15 protein-coding genes are annotated in these 15603 nt (G+C 41.4%); 10 read left to right on the forward strand and 5 right to left on the reverse strand.

The window, feature by feature from the left end; genetic code table 11:
* Position 1: 1 nt before the first annotated feature.
* The 10 genes from panC to NI465_RS09275 all read left to right on the forward strand — a co-directional run bounded on the left by panC (position 2) and on the right by NI465_RS09275 (position 10934).
* Entirely contained in the window at positions 2–850 is an 849-nt protein-coding gene (gene panC / locus NI465_RS09230) for a pantoate--beta-alanine ligase (RefSeq protein WP_253145090.1), read from the forward strand.
* Positions 851–868: 18 nt separating this feature from the next.
* A complete protein-coding gene (gene rapZ, locus NI465_RS09235; RefSeq protein WP_005107863.1) occupies positions 869–1720 on the forward strand; it encodes an RNase adapter RapZ in 852 nt (283 codons plus the stop codon).
* The gene (locus NI465_RS09240; RefSeq protein ID WP_044109984.1) at positions 1717–1986 is read left to right on the forward strand and encodes an HPr family phosphocarrier protein; all 270 of its coding nucleotides are present in this window, start codon (positions 1717–1719) and stop codon (positions 1984–1986) included. The genes rapZ and NI465_RS09240 overlap by 4 nt, the downstream gene beginning before the upstream one ends.
* Positions 1987–1988: 2 nt before the next feature.
* Positions 1989–2522, forward strand: coding sequence for a ribosome biogenesis factor YjgA (gene yjgA, locus NI465_RS09245; protein WP_005107862.1), 534 nt, complete (start codon positions 1989–1991; stop codon positions 2520–2522).
* Positions 2523–3236: 714 nt separating this feature from the next.
* Positions 3237–4505, forward strand: a complete 1269-nt coding sequence (locus NI465_RS09250) for a sensor histidine kinase (RefSeq protein ID WP_253145092.1) — start codon at positions 3237–3239, stop codon at positions 4503–4505.
* Positions 4506–4591: 86 nt separating this feature from the next.
* Entirely contained in the window at positions 4592–7342 is a 2751-nt protein-coding gene (gene glnE, locus NI465_RS09255; protein WP_253145094.1) for a bifunctional [glutamate--ammonia ligase]-adenylyl-L-tyrosine phosphorylase/[glutamate--ammonia-ligase] adenylyltransferase, read from the forward strand.
* A 24-nt stretch (positions 7343–7366) separates the two neighbouring features.
* Positions 7367–8293, forward strand: coding sequence for a branched-chain amino acid transaminase (locus tag NI465_RS09260; RefSeq protein ID WP_004278329.1), 927 nt, complete (start codon positions 7367–7369; stop codon positions 8291–8293).
* 128 nt (positions 8294–8421) lie between these two features.
* Positions 8422–9144, forward strand: coding sequence for a glycosyltransferase (locus NI465_RS09265; protein WP_253145096.1), 723 nt, complete (start codon positions 8422–8424; stop codon positions 9142–9144).
* Positions 9145–9185: 41 nt separating this feature from the next.
* A complete protein-coding gene (locus NI465_RS09270; RefSeq protein ID WP_253145098.1) occupies positions 9186–10172 on the forward strand; it encodes a Stealth CR1 domain-containing protein in 987 nt (328 codons plus the stop codon).
* A 6-nt stretch (positions 10173–10178) separates the two neighbouring features.
* Positions 10179–10934, forward strand: a complete 756-nt coding sequence (locus NI465_RS09275; RefSeq protein ID WP_253145100.1) for a glycosyltransferase family 25 protein — start codon at positions 10179–10181, stop codon at positions 10932–10934.
* Between the two features lie 14 nt (positions 10935–10948).
* Here the strand turns inward: NI465_RS09275 and NI465_RS09280 are convergent, their stop codons facing one another.
* The 5 genes from NI465_RS09280 to NI465_RS09300 all read right to left on the reverse strand — a co-directional run bounded on the left by NI465_RS09280 (position 10949) and on the right by NI465_RS09300 (position 15583).
* Positions 10949–11629 (reverse strand): glycosyltransferase family 32 protein, encoded by a 681-nt coding sequence (locus NI465_RS09280; RefSeq protein ID WP_180001483.1) that lies wholly within the window; start codon positions 11627–11629, stop codon positions 10949–10951.
* A gap of 20 nt (positions 11630–11649) precedes the next feature.
* Complete coding sequence (locus NI465_RS09285; protein ID WP_253145102.1) at positions 11650–12516, reverse strand: lysophospholipid acyltransferase family protein; 867 nt, start codon at positions 12514–12516, stop codon at positions 11650–11652.
* Between the two features lie 18 nt (positions 12517–12534).
* Entirely contained in the window at positions 12535–12756 is a 222-nt protein-coding gene (locus tag NI465_RS09290; RefSeq protein WP_004278319.1) for a hypothetical protein, read from the reverse strand.
* 114 nt (positions 12757–12870) lie between these two features.
* Positions 12871–14655, reverse strand: a complete 1785-nt coding sequence (aspS, locus tag NI465_RS09295; RefSeq protein WP_005107847.1) for an aspartate--tRNA ligase — start codon at positions 14653–14655, stop codon at positions 12871–12873.
* A gap of 163 nt (positions 14656–14818) precedes the next feature.
* Entirely contained in the window at positions 14819–15583 is a 765-nt protein-coding gene (locus NI465_RS09300; protein ID WP_180087073.1) for a DUF4184 family protein, read from the reverse strand.
* Between the last annotated feature and the right edge of the window lie 20 nt (positions 15584–15603).

Below are 15603 nucleotides of genomic sequence, written 5' to 3' on the forward strand. Positions count from 1 at the left end.
GATGAAAACAGAAACCACCATTCAGGGCTTAGCGGCATCATTAAATCCGGCGCGTACCAGTCGCAAGATTATCGGTTTTGTACCGACCATGGGGAATCTGCATCAGGGACATTTAAATCTGGTGCGTGAAGCACGTAAGTTGTGTGATGTGGTGGTGGTCAGTATCTTTGTCAATCCGATTCAGTTTGGGCCCAATGAAGATTTTGACAGCTATCCGCGCACGCTTGAACAGGATCAACAACTATTGGCTGAAGTTGGTTGTGACATCGTGTTTGCGCCGACGGTTGAGCAAATGTATGGCAAAAAACCGCGTCTGACCAATATCAGTGTCTCTGATATTACCAATGATTTATGCGGTTTGCAGCGTCCCGGCCATTTTGATGGTGTGGCGGTGGTGGTCACTAAATTGTTTAATATCGTACAGCCGAATTACGCCTTCTTTGGCCAGAAAGATTATCAGCAATTGGCGGTGATTCGTCAGTTTGTACAAGACCTGAATATTCCACTGGAAGTGATTGGTGTACCGATTGCCCGTGCAGAAGATGGCCTGGCTTTAAGTTCGCGCAATGGTTATTTAAGCGAAGAGCATCGTGCAATCGCACCGGTCATTTATCAAAGCTTGCAACGGGCTGAACAGCAATTACATGCAGGCGTGGAACTGGATACGGTATTGGCCGAAATTCGTCAGAGCCTAACCGATGCCGGTTTCGTTGTTGATTATGTTGAAGCCCGCACGCCAGAATTACAAAAAATTCATACGTTTAATCAAGATCTTGTGTTATTTATAGCTGCAAAGCTGGGGAATACACGTCTGATCGATAACCTGCGGGTTAAATACACTGCCGTCTAAGATGAAAGGGTAGCATGCATGAAGCGCATTTTAATTGTCACAGGACAATCTGGTTCGGGTAAATCATCTGCATTACAGGTGCTTGAAGATCTGGGTTATTACTGTATTGATAATTTGCCTTTGGCATTGCTTCCCGAAATTGTGGCAAAACTGGACAGCGAAAACAATCTGGAACAGTTGGCGCTGGGCGTCGATGTGCGCAGTACTCGGGCAGATTTACAAGAATTTGACCATGTATTTGGGCAACTGCAACAGCATGGTTCGGTCGATATTATCTATCTGACCACGCAGGATCAGGAGCTGATTGCCCGCTTTAGTGCTTCGCGTCGACCGCATCCTTTAGCTTCACGCTTTAAAAGCTTGAATCAGTGCATTCAGGAAGAAAAAATCCTGTTGATGCCGATTCAGTTGCGTTCTACGGTGCATATCGATACCACCGACAAAAGCGTGCATGACCTGAAACATACCTTATTGTCCAAGCTCGGACAGGCCGATAATCTGATCCTGATTCTGCAATCCTTTGGTTATAAGCATGGGATTCCCCTGGATGCGGATTATGTTTTTGATGTTCGACATTTGCCGAATCCGCATTGGGAACTAGAACTGCGCAAATTTTCAGGGCTAGATCAGCCGGTGCAGGCGTTTTTACAAAAGAGCGATCAGGTCGAGGATATGTTCAATGATCTGTATCACTTTCTGGACAAGTGGTTGCCGACCTTTGCCGAAGGGCATCGTCATTATATGACCGTGTCGATAGGCTGTACCGGTGGTCAACATCGTTCTGTTTATATTGTGGATAGACTAAAAAAAGCCCTTGAGGCAAAATGGTCTATTCAAGTCCTCCATCGAGAAATGAAGCACTGGTCATGATTGATACGACAGTTGACGTAATTAATAAACTGGGTTTACATGCACGCGCATCTGGTAAACTGATAGAAGTTACCACCAAATTTCGTTCCAGTATCCAGATTGGCAAAGCGGATAAACTGGTAGATGCAAAAAATATCATGTCCTTGCTGATGCTCGGTGCGGGCAAAGGAACAACTTTACGCTTGGTGATTGAAGGAGCAGACGAGGAAAAAGCCTTATCTGAAATTCAGGCACTATTTGCAGCAAAATTTTATGAGGCAGATTAATCGTGGCACGTCGACCGAACAGTTTAACTGAAGAAGATTTTGATTCTTTAGAGGGACGCGCAAGTAAGACCGAACAGAAAAAAGCAGTCCAGCGTATGGCTGCTTTGGGTGCGCAGCTTGCAGAGCTGAGCGCTAAACAAATTAAAAACCTACCCGTAGATGAGCGTTTGATTGACGCCTTGCTTGATGTGCAGGCAATTAGTTCACATGAAGCACGTCGTCGTCAATTTTCACGGATTGGTAAATTATTACGTAATGAAAATGAAACGGTGATTTTGTCTTATTTAACACCCAAACAAGGTCTTAAAAAGACAGCTCAATTACAGCGTTGGGTGGATCGAATTGTTAAAGATGGTGATCCAGCCATCAATGAATTTACCAAAAACTATAATGCGACAGAGCGTCATACCTTACGTCAACATTATCTTCGGGTACACCGTGATTTAAAGAATCAAGCACCTGAAGAAGAAGTGAATGCTTCTAAATTAAAGCTGTTTAACTATGTACAGCAAGTGGCATTGATTTCTGACAATTAAGCAGCCATATAAAAAGGCGGTCTTTTTAGGCCGCTTTTTTTATAGCTATTCTGAGCCGATTGGTTTGACGTAGACATGCATAGCCTATAAGTGATCTATTTTAATATTTCTATTCCAGCTTCTAAAACTGCACTGAGGATAAAAAACACAAAATTTTCATAATTAATTTGTTAATAAATGTAAGTTCTTTACAATCCTCAGTGGTTTTTTGGATCTGTTTTTAGTCGAAATGCTGATATTTAAAATATTTCTTACATTAGAATTGTTAAGATATTTTAAAAAATTAAAAATTAATTCTGAGCATTATTAGGTAGATGAAGCCTGATATAAAATCTGTTTTTAATCATAAGGTCAAACTATATAGTTGAAAAATCATTAGCTTTTACTTTAAATAAAGTAAAAAGCGATGGTGGGTATTTTTTATTCAGTACTGTGTTACAGTAAATACAAATAAAGATACTTATTTTAGGTGAGATAGATTAATTTCAAATACTTATGTAGGTTTTTTTAGAATAGTAAATTTTCAAGTTATTCTTAATCAATTAAATATCAGTACCTTGCAGTTAAGAATGTATCTGGATAGAAACAGGTTAACAAATCCTTTAACCTAGAGGTGGGTTTTCATCGTTGAGTAAATATAGAATCTTTGTTATTGATTGTATGAATTTGGTCGGCTGTGTTTTCTTTATTCCATAAACATTCAGAGAGGCAGACATGGAACTAAAACTGCTAGAGGTCGGTCAGAATACGGAGCAATTAAGCTCGTGCCGTATATCTCTCATTTTAGGTGTCTATACCTCCAATAACCTATTAGACACCTTTTGTAAGATCGCCCGTAAAGTTTTAAACGTTAAAACCAGCATTATTCGCTTCCACACGGAGCCCTATATCTGGTACAGCTGTCCGCGCGGTTTCCGGGCTTTGCACGCCCCGCAGGACGTGAATCTGCCTACGTATCTGCAACAGGCAGATGTTATCGACCAGACGCATCCTGCTTATACAGAACTGTCAAATTATGTGAAAGATCTCGGTGTAGCGCATCAGAGATTGGTCGCCTTTAATTTAAAATCAAGTAGCGGTGTGTCTTTTGGACAGGTCATTTTCTTTGATGATCAGACCGAACTGTTCGATCAGGACGATATTGCCACTATTAAACAATTTGCTGAAAGTTTAGTGATTCGAATTCAGCTCAATCAAGAACATACTGAACTGAAAGAATTATATGAACAGCAATGCGCACTCAACTTCAGTAAAACCAAATTTTTCCAGATTATTGCGCATGACTTGCGTGCACCATTTCATGGTTTACTGGGCTTTTCCGAAGTGCTAGCGCAGGAGCGTGACACTCTGGACGAATCCAGTATCCAGAGCATCGCGGATTATTTATATGATAATGCACAATCGACCTATAACCTGCTGGAAAGCCTGCTGACTTGGGCGATGGCAGAGGGTGGACGCTTTATTTATCATCCGATTAATTATGAATTGAAACAATCCAGTAATATTGTGTGCAGTGTGCTGAAAAGTCTGGCCTTAAATAAAAAAATTGAACTGGTTGATAATATTCCTGAAGACATCAAGGTACATGCGGATATCAACATGATTACCTCTGTCTTGCAGAACCTGGTGTCGAATGCGCTTAAATTCACCCCGGTGAATCAAGGCGGTAAAGTGATTTTAGCTGCAGAAATGGAAGGCGAGCAGGTCAAGATTACGATTCAGGATACTGGCTTGGGCATGACTGAAGAGCAGATGCAGAATCTGTTTAAACCGACTTTGGGTGTGAGTGTCAGAGGCACAGCTGAAGAGAAAGGGGCAGGTTTGGGTCTGGTGCTCTGCAAGCGCTTTATTGACCTGAACCATGGTCAAATTGCTGTAGATTCCAAAGAGGGTCGGGGTACGACCTTTACCGTGCATTTACCGATGGTCACCAATGATCATCAGGCACTGGTGCTTGAAGATGTACATATCGAGCAATCTTAAAGAAGTAAATTTCAAGCTAAAACATTCCCACTGAGACAAAACTCCTGCTATAACTAAGCAGAATGTTTCAGGGGAAGAGTTGAGTGATGAATGCGGCACAATTGCAGAAAACCTTAAGAGCCAGCCAATATGCCGAACAGGTATTGGCCAATCACCAGAGTTTACTGGAACAGGATTATGCAATTGACCAGTTTCAAGGCTCACTCAGTCGGGAATATATCGATCAGCTGGTGCAGCACTGCATCCTGAATATAAGTGATGAAGCAACGTGGATGCGCGCAATGCGTATTCTGCGGGCTCGTTTGATGTTTCGCTGGATCTGGCAGGATGCCAATCAGCTCACCGATGTCATTACCCTCACCCAAGAGCTCTCCGATTTTGCCGATGCGTGCATCTGTGCGGCGAAAGATTTTGCCCGTATTCCGGTCGCTGCCAAGTATGGCCAGCCGATTGGCTATAACGGAAAAGTCCAGGATCTGATTGTCATTGCTATGGGGAAACTCGGCGCCCAAGAACTCAATCTTTCCAGTGATATCGACCTGATTTTTGCCTTCGATGAGCAGGGTGAAACTGATGGGCGTAAATGTATTGATGTGCAGCAGTTTTGCATCCTGTGGGGACAAAAACTCATTCATTTGCTGGATCAGATCACGGCGGATGGCTTTGTATTCCGCGTCGACATGCGCCTGCGTCCCTGGGGCGATGGTTCAGCACTAGCCATTAGTCATGCAGCCTTGGAAAAATATCTGAGCCAGCATGGGCGTGAATGGGAGCGTTATGCCTGGATTAAAGCGCGTATTGTCAATCCAAGTCCAGAAGGCGACGAGCTGCTGGAGATGACCCGTCCATTTGTATTTCGCAAGTACGTCGATTACAGCGCTTTTGAAGCCATGCGCGAAATGAAAGCCATGATCGAGCGCGAAGTACAGCGCCGTAATATTGAAGATGATATCAAGCTCGGAGCCGGTGGCATTCGCGAAGTCGAATTTATCGTGCAGGTGTTTCAGCTGATTTATGGCGGGGCCAAACTTGAATTGCAGGATCGGCAGTGTCTGGTGAATCTAAATCATCTGGATGATGCCGAGTTGCTGGATGAACAGGCGGTGCAGGATCTGGAAAATGCCTATTTATTCCTGCGCCGGGTTGAGCACGCGATTCAGGCACTGAATGATCAGCAAACGCAATCACTACCGACAGAGCCAGAGTTAAGGGCGCGTATAACGGACACACTTGGTTTTGCGGATTGGGACAGCTTTATGGCATATCTCAATGAAAAGCGTGACAAAGTGATGTATCAGTTTGATCATTTAATCAAGGAAAATGGCCCTGACACCTTGGTTGAAAGTTTTTCCCAGTTGGAAAAGAAACTCAAAGAAGTGTTGGATGATAATGCAAAGAATCTTGTCTATGAGTTTTGGAATGGGCATGCCTTAAAAAAATTACCGGCAAAGGCGGTACAACGTTTAAAAACCTTCTGGCCGCATTTAATTGAAGCCGTTTTACAGTCAGATGATCCTCAGGTGGCGTTGGTGCGCTTGATGCCCTTAGTCGAATCAGTGATGCGCCGTACGGTATATCTGGTGATGTTAATCGAGAGTAAAGGGGCGTTGCAGCGACTGGTGAAGATGGCCACGGTCAGCCCCTGGATTTGTGAAGAACTGACCCATTATCCGGTGCTACTGGATGAATTCCTGTCGATGGATTTTGAATTGCCAAAACGTCAGGATCTGGAAGACTCTTTACGTCAGCAACTTTTACGGATTGAAATTGATCAGGTCGAAGACCAGATGCGGGTCTTGCGCCTGTTTAAAAAATCTAATGTTCTGGCCGTTGCCGCCAGTGATGTGCTGGCTGAAAGTCCTTTAATGAAAGTTTCCGATGCCTTGACCGATATTGCTGAAGTATCGGTGAATGCAGCGCTGCATCTGGCTTATCAGATTGTTGCGAAAAAACATGGTTTTCCACTGGATGCAGAAGGGCAGCGCTGTTCAGTTGAGCATACTGCTTTTGCCGTATTAGGTTATGGTAAAGTCGGTGGCATTGAACTGGGTTATGGCTCGGATCTGGATCTGGTGTTTATTCACTATATGGGGGAACAGGCCGATACAGATGGGCTCAAGCCGATCAGTGGCTTTGAATTTGCCATGCGCGTGGCACAAAAGTTTATGTCACTGATGACCACGCAAACCTTGGATGGACGTGTATATGAAGTTGATACCCGCTTGCGTCCATCGGGCGAAGCTGGGCTTTTGGTCACCAGTTTAAAAGCCTTTGAACAGTATCAGTTCAAGAGTGCCTGGCTATGGGAGCATCAGGCCTTGGTACGAGCCCGCCCGATTGCGGGTGAAATGAGCTTACGGAAAAAGTTTGAAGTCTTGCGCCGGGATATTTTGATTCAGCCCCGTGATGAAAATTATGTACGGGCAGAAGTACTGAAAATGCGTCAGAAAATGAAGGAGCATCTCGGTTCTTCTAAAGAGCAAAAAAAAGATGGTATTTTTCATTTAAAACAAGATGCAGGTGGTATCGTAGACATCGAATTTATGGCACAGTATGCGGTGTTGGCTTGGAGTGGGACGAATAAAGATCTCGCCCATTTCTCCGACAATGTACGAATTCTTGAGGATGCCGCAAAATCAGGTTGCTTATCCAGCGACGATGCGACTGCTCTGATTCAAGCTTATCTCCGTGAACGCGCCGAGAGCCATCGCTTAGCCCTTGCAAATCAATCCATGCAAGTGTCTGCAAGCGACTGGCACGATACCCGAATGACCGTTTGCAAGTTATGGCAAAGACTAATTGATCCAAGTGCAGACTTTGTACTGGATAGTGAATAATTGTGAAAAATTGGAGTTTGTGGCATGAATTTGGCTGATCGTGATGGTTTCATTTGGCAAGATGGACAACTAGTTGACTGGCGTGAGGCAAAAACTCACGTATTAACACATACTTTGCATTACAGCATGGGTGTGTTTGAAGGCGTCCGTGCTTATGAAACCCCGAATGGAACGGCTATTTTCCGTCTTAAAGAACATACCAAGCGTTTGTTGAATTCTGCAAAAATTTATCAAATGAAAGTTCCATTTGATCAAGCAGCATTAGAACAAGCTCAAATTGATGTTGTTCGTGAAAACAAATTAGCGTCTTGCTATTTACGTCCAATTATTTTTATTGGTTCTGAAAAACTCGGTATCGCTGCAACTGACAATACCATTCATGCTGTAGTTGCGGCATGGAGCTGGGGTGCTTACCTTGGTGAAGAAGCGATGGCGAAGGGTATTCGCGTAAAAACTTCTTCATTTACCCATCATCATCCGAACGTGACCATGTGTAAAGCAAAAGCATCGGGTAACTACACGCTGTCGATTCTTGCGCATCAGGAAGTGGCACATTCAGGGTATGACGAAGCAATGCTGCTCGATCCGCAAGGCTATGTATGCCAAGGTTCAGGCGAAAACGTATTCCTGGTGCGTGATGGCGTGATTCATACGCCTGATATCGCAGGTGGTGCGCTGGATGGTATTACCCGTCAAACGATTATTACGATTGCTAAAGACCTGGGTTATGACGTAATTGAACGCCGTATTACCCGTGATGAGTTCTACATCGCAGATGAAGCATTCTTTACCGGCACTGCTGCAGAAGTAACACCAATCCGTGAATACGATGACCGTCAGATTGGTGAAGGTGTACGTGGTCCAATCACCACACAAATCCAGAAAGCTTATTTTGATGCAGTTCAGGGTAAAGATCCTAAATATGCACACTGGTTAACGTATGTGAAGTAATTAAGAATTTACTGATTGAAAAAACCTCTCATTTGAGAGGTTTTTTTTAACTGATGTACTTATTTTAGCGAACTTATGTCATCATATTCAGCATCAAGAAGATTTTAAGATGAGCTTAGGCATACGCAATGAGTAACATCGTTATTTGTATGAAATGGGGAACCAAATACGGTTCGGAATACGTCAATCGTTTATACAATATGGTTAAACGACATACGACAGTCGACTTTAAAATGGTCTGTCTGACGGATCGTACTGAAGGCATTGATCCTGCAGTACAATGTTTCCCTATTCCACCTCTGGCATTGCCTGAGGGTGCCCCTGAGCGTGGCTGGAACAAGCTGTCCACTTTTGAGCCTGATCTTTATGGTTTAGAAGGCAATGCACTCTTCCTCGATCTTGACGTGGTGATTGTCGATAATATTGATGAGTTCTTTACCTATCCGGGTGAATTCCTTATTATTCATGACTGGAAACGGCCATGGCGTATTACCGGTAACAGTTCGGTATATCGTTTTAAGCTGGGTGCTTTCCCGGGACTTTTGCCTTATTTCCGTGAAAATTTTGATGAAATTCGTCAAAAATTCCGTAATGAGCAGGCTTATCTGTCTTGGTATGTAGATCGGGAGAAAAAACTGAGCTACTGGCCAGAAAGTTGGTGCAAGAGCTATAAATATCATTGTCTGCAAAAAATTCCAATGGCTTACTTTAAGCCACCTGTGAAGCCTGAAGGTGCTAAAATTATTGTATTCCATGGTGAAATTAATCCGCCAGATGCAGTGAATGGTGGTGGTGGGAAGTGGTACCGTTATGTATTGCCATCGCAGTGGATTAAGGATGCTTGGCAGTAAGTTATAGAGTTTATTCAAGCTAATTGTTGATTAGAAGTATTATGGAAAAAATAGATTTTGTTATTGCGTGGGTCGATGGCAATGATGTAAAGCATCGACTTAAAAGGCAACAGTTTCAATCTACTAATATCGTAAAAGGTTCAGCAGAAGAAACTCGATTTGCTAGTAATGATGAAATCTATTTTTCAATTGCTTCAATTCTTAAATATGTTCCCTATTTTGGAACAATTTATATTATTACGGATGAACAGCAGCCTGCACATATTCATGATTTTTTCGAACAGGGATTATGTGCTCCTGAGCAGATAAAAATAATTGATCATAGAACAATATTTGCTGGTCATGAGCAATACTTGCCTACATTTAATTCTTTAAGTATTGAAACCATGCTTTGGAATATTCCAGGGTTATCAAAGTATTTTATTTATTTGAATGATGATTTCTTCTTTAATGCTTCATCTGAATTAGATGATTTTTTAGTTGGTGACCATATAAAAGTCTATGGACATTGGGAAAATAACTCCTTAATTAAAGCAAAATTTAATCTACGTAAAGGTCTTAATAAATATTTTGGTAAACCTTTACAGCCTAAATATACAATTGCTCAAATGCTTAGTGCTGAATTATGTGGATTTAATAAATATTATGAAATTCATCATCGTCCCCATATATTGGATCGTGATGTACTACAAAATTATTTTCAAAAATACCCTACAACATTAGCTCAACAGATTAGGCATCGTTTTAGAAGTGCTTTTCAGTTTTTACCCGTAGGACTTAATAATCATTTAAAAATTCAGGCTAATGAAGCAGTTCTATACGATGATATTAATATTGCTTATTTAAAAAATGAAGCATTGCTATCTTTATTTTTAGAAAACTTAAATAATACCACTATTAAATTTGGTTGTATTCAAAGTTTGGATGAGTTTAGTGTACAGGGAGCAACAAAAGTTCAGCAAGCAATGTTAAGTAAATTTGAAGATGATTTACCAGTATTTCTAAAACAACAGGTACAAGTAGGATAAAATAATATGAAAATAGCGACCTATATTATTAATCTTGATAGTAGTAATGACCGTCTAGAAAGTGCTTCTATGCTGTTGGAGGCTCAAAATATACCTTTTGAACGTTTTGCTGCGGTGGATGGTCGTGGTAAGCCCTTATCAAGCTTTGAAAACTATAATGATACAAAAGCACAGAAAGTAATGGGGCGTAGTTTACTAAATGGTGAACTAGGCTGTTATTTAAGTCATGTAGGTTGTGTTGAAAAATTTCTGAAATCTGATGCGGATTATCTAGTTGTCTTAGAAGATGATATGACTATTTGTGAGGATTTTAAAAAAACACTAGATGATATGTTGATTTATTTGTCGAAAGAATACCAGAGAGATTGGTATCTAATTAATATTGGCGCTAAAAAGAAAAAAATGTATAAGCCTGTTACATCAATTCAAGGTCATAAATTAATTCGTGCGTACTATTTTCCTATACGTACGATTGGTTTAGTTTGGTCACGTCCAGGTTCGAAAGCCTTTCTTGAAGCTGGACGTGAAATTTACATGCCGATTGATAACTTTATGCAATCTTGGCTTAGTCAAAATGGTAAAGGACTTTCTATATGGGAGCCTTTAGTTAAACCTAGTGGTTTTGAAAGTGAGATTGATATCCATCGCAGTGATAAAAAGGCAAAAAGCTTTGATCTTATTTATAAAAATAAAATGCGAATATTGAAATCAAAACTTTCTGCATTGAGAAATATGTGGAGTGTAAAAAATCCCCTAAATTGATTTAGGGGATTTTTTTATTTACTTATGCGTTTCCGAATGCTATTTAAAAACTTTTGCCAATGTGTCATTTTCCATGTTTTATGCCAATGATGAATTGCATAAGTATTTTCTTGAATATCGCAGTACATAAGTTGTTTAACTAATTGGTTGGGATCATATGGGTTATAAGGATAAAAACTAGTGTATGGTAATATTGTCAGTAATTCAGGTTGAGCTAAATATATTTTAGTGATGACTTTTGGGATAGTCTGGAATGTTATTACATCTGCTTGAATATAATAATCGATTAATGCCTTAAAAAATAGGGCCTGAGGTTTCCCTCCTAGTACAGCACCATTAATATGTAATTCCTCAGAATTTTCGGAGGCAGCGAATGCATCATATTGGCGTAAGGATTCAAAATTCTGTACAATTTCAACATCTGTATCTAAATATACGCCACCAAATTCATATAAAGCATAAAAACGCATAAAGTCTGCAGCAAAAGCATATAATTTTTGGTCTAACGCATATTTTAAATAGGGAATATTTGGGGGGATATTGCTTTCATCCCATTTTTTAATTTCCCAATCTGGCAGTTGTGTTTCCCAACTTTTCATACACTTTTCCATAAGAGGTGTATAAGGATTGCCACCAAACCAACAAAAATGAAGTATCTTAGGAATTTTTTCGTCCTTGTTAGTATTAGAATTCATACTAATTCCTGCAAAATATATTAAGTAAAATAGAGATTTTTGAGACGATGAAGTTTTCTAAACCGTTTATACCCCCACAAATACTGTTCTGGAGCGACATTAATCATGCGCTCCATTTCTTTATTTAAAGTATCTACAGAAAGCTGTAGGTCTTTCGACAAAATATCGTCAGAAAGTTGGGTCACAACAATATCGTAGCCGGATAGATCGTTTCGTCTTAGACAACTCAGTCCAATCACTGAACATTGTGTTTTGGCTGCCAGTTTGGAAAGTAAGGTAGAAGATAGTGCATTCTGATTGTAGAAAAGTGAGTAGATACCACCACTTTCTTTAGGGACATGATCCGGTAAAATTGCAGAAAAACCACCCTGTTTTAAATGCTTAAACAAAGCACGTACACCAGAATCATCTGTAGGGACCAGTGTGGCATTCAGGCGTTGCCGAGCTTCAAGCATAAAGCGGTCAACATCCTGATTCTTGCTGGGCTTATACATAATCACAGGGGAGGTATGTTGATTTACCCAAACATTTAATAGCTCCCACGTACCAAAATGTGGAACTACAGCCAAGCAGCCCTGAGGATTTTGCAAAGCTTGCAGGAAAATATCTTTGCCATGCACATCTCGAATTAAAGACAGCGCATATTCAGAAGATGATCCCCAAATCTTGACTGATTCTGCATACGTCATGCACTGGCTTTTGAGACTGCGCTTAGTCAAATCAGCCCGTTCAGATTCAGAAAGTTCTGGATAAGCAGAGGCCAGATTAATCTCGGTCACTCGGCGTGCAGAAGAATGGCTGATATACAAAAGAGATCCAGCCAGTTGTGCAAGATTTTGAATGAATCTTAATGGAAGTTTAGAGAAATTTTTAAGTAGGGTGTACATGCTATCCAGATGGTCAGATTATAGGTCTTTGTCCGGATTGCCCTTCAGCACCATATAAATCAAACCTACAAAAATCAGCAGGGCACCTAAAATACTGCTCAGGCAAAAATACACAATACGGTCATTGGTATCGAGGTTGAACAGGTTGTTGGCAAGGATATAGCGCATGAACAGCCATTGAACCACTGAAAATACAATAAGCATAATGCTGCGATTACGAACTGCAGGACGCATAGCCATTGCTAATTACCTTAGATTAAAAACTGTGGCTATTATGCCACTGTTCCAGATGCGACTCAATCACACAAAAAAGCCCCACACGAGGCAGGGCTTTTTCACTTAAAACGTCAAGAATTATTCTTGAGATTCAGCTTTCGGTTTTTCACGTAAGCGAATCCCAAGGTCACGCAGCTGGTTTGATTCAACTGGTGCTGGCGCTTGAGTCAATGGACATTCAGCAGTCTTGGTTTTCGGGAATGCAATTACGTCACGAATAGAAGAACCGCCAGTCATGAGCATCACAAGACGGTCAAGACCGAATGCCAAACCACCATGCGGAGGAGCACCGTAACGTAATGCATTTAATAAGAAGCTAAATTTCTCTTCCGCTTCTTCTTCACCAATACCTAATGCTTCAAAGATCGCTTTTTGCATTTCAAGGTTATGAATACGCAGTGAACCACCACCGATTTCAGTACCGTTCAATACCATATCGTAAGCAACAGACAATGCCGCACCTGGGTTGTTCTTCACTTCTTCAACGCTTGATTTTGGTAGCGTGAATGGATGGTGAACAGAGGTCCATTTGCCATCATCAGTTTCTTCGAACATTGGGAAATCAACAACCCAAAGTGGCGCCCACTCACAAGTTGCAAGTTTCATGTCATGACCGATCTTCACACGAAGCGCGCCCATGGCATCGTTTACAACTTTGGCTTTGTCTGCACCGAAGAATACGATGTCGCCATTTTCAGCGCCAACACGTTTCAATAGATCAAGCACGATTGGCTCGATGAATTTCACGATTGGAGATTGAAGACCTTCGATGCCTTTTTCAAGTTCGTTGACTTTGATGTAAGCCAAACCGCGTGCACCGTAGATGCCTACAAATTTGGTGTATTCATCAATCGCGCTACGTGGAAGTGAACCAGCACCCGGTACGCGAAGCGCAACGATACGACCTTTAGGATCTTTTGCAGGGCCTGCGAATACTTTGAACTCAACGTCTTGCATTAAGTCTGCAACGTCAACCAGTTTCAAAGGAATACGCATATCCGGTTTGTCAGATGCATAGTCACGCATTGCATCGTTGTAGGTCATGCGTGGGAATTTATCAAACTCAACATTTAGAAGTTCTTTGAACATCTTAACGGTTAGAGTTTCCATTAAATCCATGATGTCATCGTCACTCATGAACGATGTTTCAACGTCGATTTGGGTGAATTCTGGCTGACGATCCGCACGTAAGTCTTCGTCACGGAAACATTTAGCAATTTGGTAGTAACGATCAATACCGCCCACCATCAACAACTGTTTGAATAGCTGTGGAGATTGTGGCAGTGCGTAGAAACTACCGTTAGATACACGGCTTGGCACTAAATAGTCACGCGCACCTTCAGGAGTCGCACGTGTCAAAATTGGTGTTTCAACGTCTAAGAAACCATTGTCTTCGAAGTAGTTACGAATCAGGTTGGTTAACTTAGAACGGAAGCGTAAACGATCTAACATTTCTGGACGACGGATGTCCAAGAAACGGTATTTCAAACGAATTTCTTCAGAAATATTGGTGTTTTCGTCATTCAATGGGAATGGCGGAGTTTCAGACTGAGCAAGAACTTCAATTTCTTTACCCAAGACTTCGATTTGACCGCTCACCATATTGGCATTTTCTGTGCCTTCATAACGGCGACGTACACGGCCTGTAATTTTTAATACAAATTCTGAACGTACTTTATCAGCAGTTGCGAATGCTTCAGGAGTATCTGGGTCAATAACCACTTGAACAAGACCATCACGGTCACGCATGTCAAGGAAGATTACACCACCGTGGTCACGGCGACGGTGTACCCAACCGCATAATGTTACGGTTTGGTCAATTTGAGCTTCGGTTAAAGAACCGCAGTAATGAGTTCGCATCATAGCGTTAGAAATCCAACTATATGGGTTAAGGTCAGCGAATACGTAAACAGCGTACCGCTTTTAAGTAAAGGTAGGATTATGCCTCTTTGGGCATGTTGTCACAAGAACTTGGGTCAAAAACAATATCATTTTAAAGTGAATAGGGGCAAAGCCAGTGCTTTGTTTAACCCATCCTGCGATCTCTATCTAAAAATAAAAACAATAAACAGCCCAGACTAAAGGTGATCAGAAAGCCTTGGCTAAATTCATTGATCGAGCGACCAGTAAAATAATAGAGGTCCGATCGCCAGACTTCCGTAGAAATATAGCGCGCATAATCCCAGACCGAAAATAGGCCGGTAAATATAGAAAAGAGCAATAAGCCCCAGGCAAACGATTTGATTTTTAGGCTGACTGCAAGATATTGCTGATGAGTTTTATAATAATGCAGGCTCATCCACAGGATAAAAGGCAAGACAATCACGGAGGTGCCAATCTGTAAAATCCGGTGCAATGGATAACTGTTACCAAATAGCTGAAACTGTTGGGCTAAAAAATCATGAAAGGCAAAAGTACGAAAGTCGACATGCGTTAGTCCATCCCAGATTAAATGGGTGGCTGTACCAATGATGAGTGCCAGACACATCACCAGGATAAATTTTAGTGCTGAAAGGATATTGTGAATTTTTAAATCATGCTGAATACCGATGAAACGGTAAATCACGGGCCGGTAAATCAGGTACCAGACCGCACAAAAAGCCAGACCGATCCAGAGATCTGGATGAATCAGAGAAGACCATAAATGGGTGATATTAGAATTAGTATGACTAAATAGACGATGCAGATCTGGAACCATGCTGCCAATGGCCAGCGCAGCAACAGGGAGTCTATTCCCAGTTAAATATGAAATAGGTGGAGCAAGCACAGCATGCGATAAGGTAAAGGGCATAAAGACAATGTTTTAATGGA

It is taken from the genome of Acinetobacter lwoffii (assembly GCF_024129855.1).
GTDB lineage: Bacteria > Pseudomonadota > Gammaproteobacteria > Pseudomonadales > Moraxellaceae > Acinetobacter > Acinetobacter lwoffii_L.

Bases quoted from the DNA above. Each gene is read 5' to 3' on its own strand.
- NI465_RS09285 (WP_253145102.1), bottom strand. From the start codon at position 12,516: ATGTACACCCTACTTAAAAATTTCTCTAAACTTCCATTAAGATTCATT.
- NI465_RS09265 (WP_253145096.1), top strand. From the start codon at position 8,422: ATGAGTAACATCGTTATTTGTATGAAATGGGGAACCAAATACGGTTCG.
- aspS (WP_005107847.1), bottom strand. From the start codon at position 14,655: ATGATGCGAACTCATTACTGCGGTTCTTTAACCGAAGCTCAAATTGAC.
- NI465_RS09300 (WP_180087073.1), bottom strand. From the start codon at position 15,583: ATGCCCTTTACCTTATCGCATGCTGTGCTTGCTCCACCTATTTCATAT.
- NI465_RS09290 (WP_004278319.1), bottom strand. From the start codon at position 12,756: ATGGCTATGCGTCCTGCAGTTCGTAATCGCAGCATTATGCTTATTGTA.
- rapZ (WP_005107863.1), top strand. From the start codon at position 869: ATGAAGCGCATTTTAATTGTCACAGGACAATCTGGTTCGGGTAAATCA.
- panC (WP_253145090.1), top strand. From the start codon at position 2: ATGAAAACAGAAACCACCATTCAGGGCTTAGCGGCATCATTAAATCCG.
- glnE (WP_253145094.1), top strand. From the start codon at position 4,592: ATGAATGCGGCACAATTGCAGAAAACCTTAAGAGCCAGCCAATATGCC.
- NI465_RS09270 (WP_253145098.1), top strand. From the start codon at position 9,186: ATGGAAAAAATAGATTTTGTTATTGCGTGGGTCGATGGCAATGATGTA.
- NI465_RS09280 (WP_180001483.1), bottom strand. From the start codon at position 11,629: ATGAATTCTAATACTAACAAGGACGAAAAAATTCCTAAGATACTTCAT.
- NI465_RS09275 (WP_253145100.1), top strand. From the start codon at position 10,179: ATGAAAATAGCGACCTATATTATTAATCTTGATAGTAGTAATGACCGT.
- NI465_RS09260 (WP_004278329.1), top strand. From the start codon at position 7,367: ATGAATTTGGCTGATCGTGATGGTTTCATTTGGCAAGATGGACAACTA.
- NI465_RS09250 (WP_253145092.1), top strand. From the start codon at position 3,237: ATGGAACTAAAACTGCTAGAGGTCGGTCAGAATACGGAGCAATTAAGC.
- NI465_RS09240 (WP_044109984.1), top strand. From the start codon at position 1,717: ATGATTGATACGACAGTTGACGTAATTAATAAACTGGGTTTACATGCA.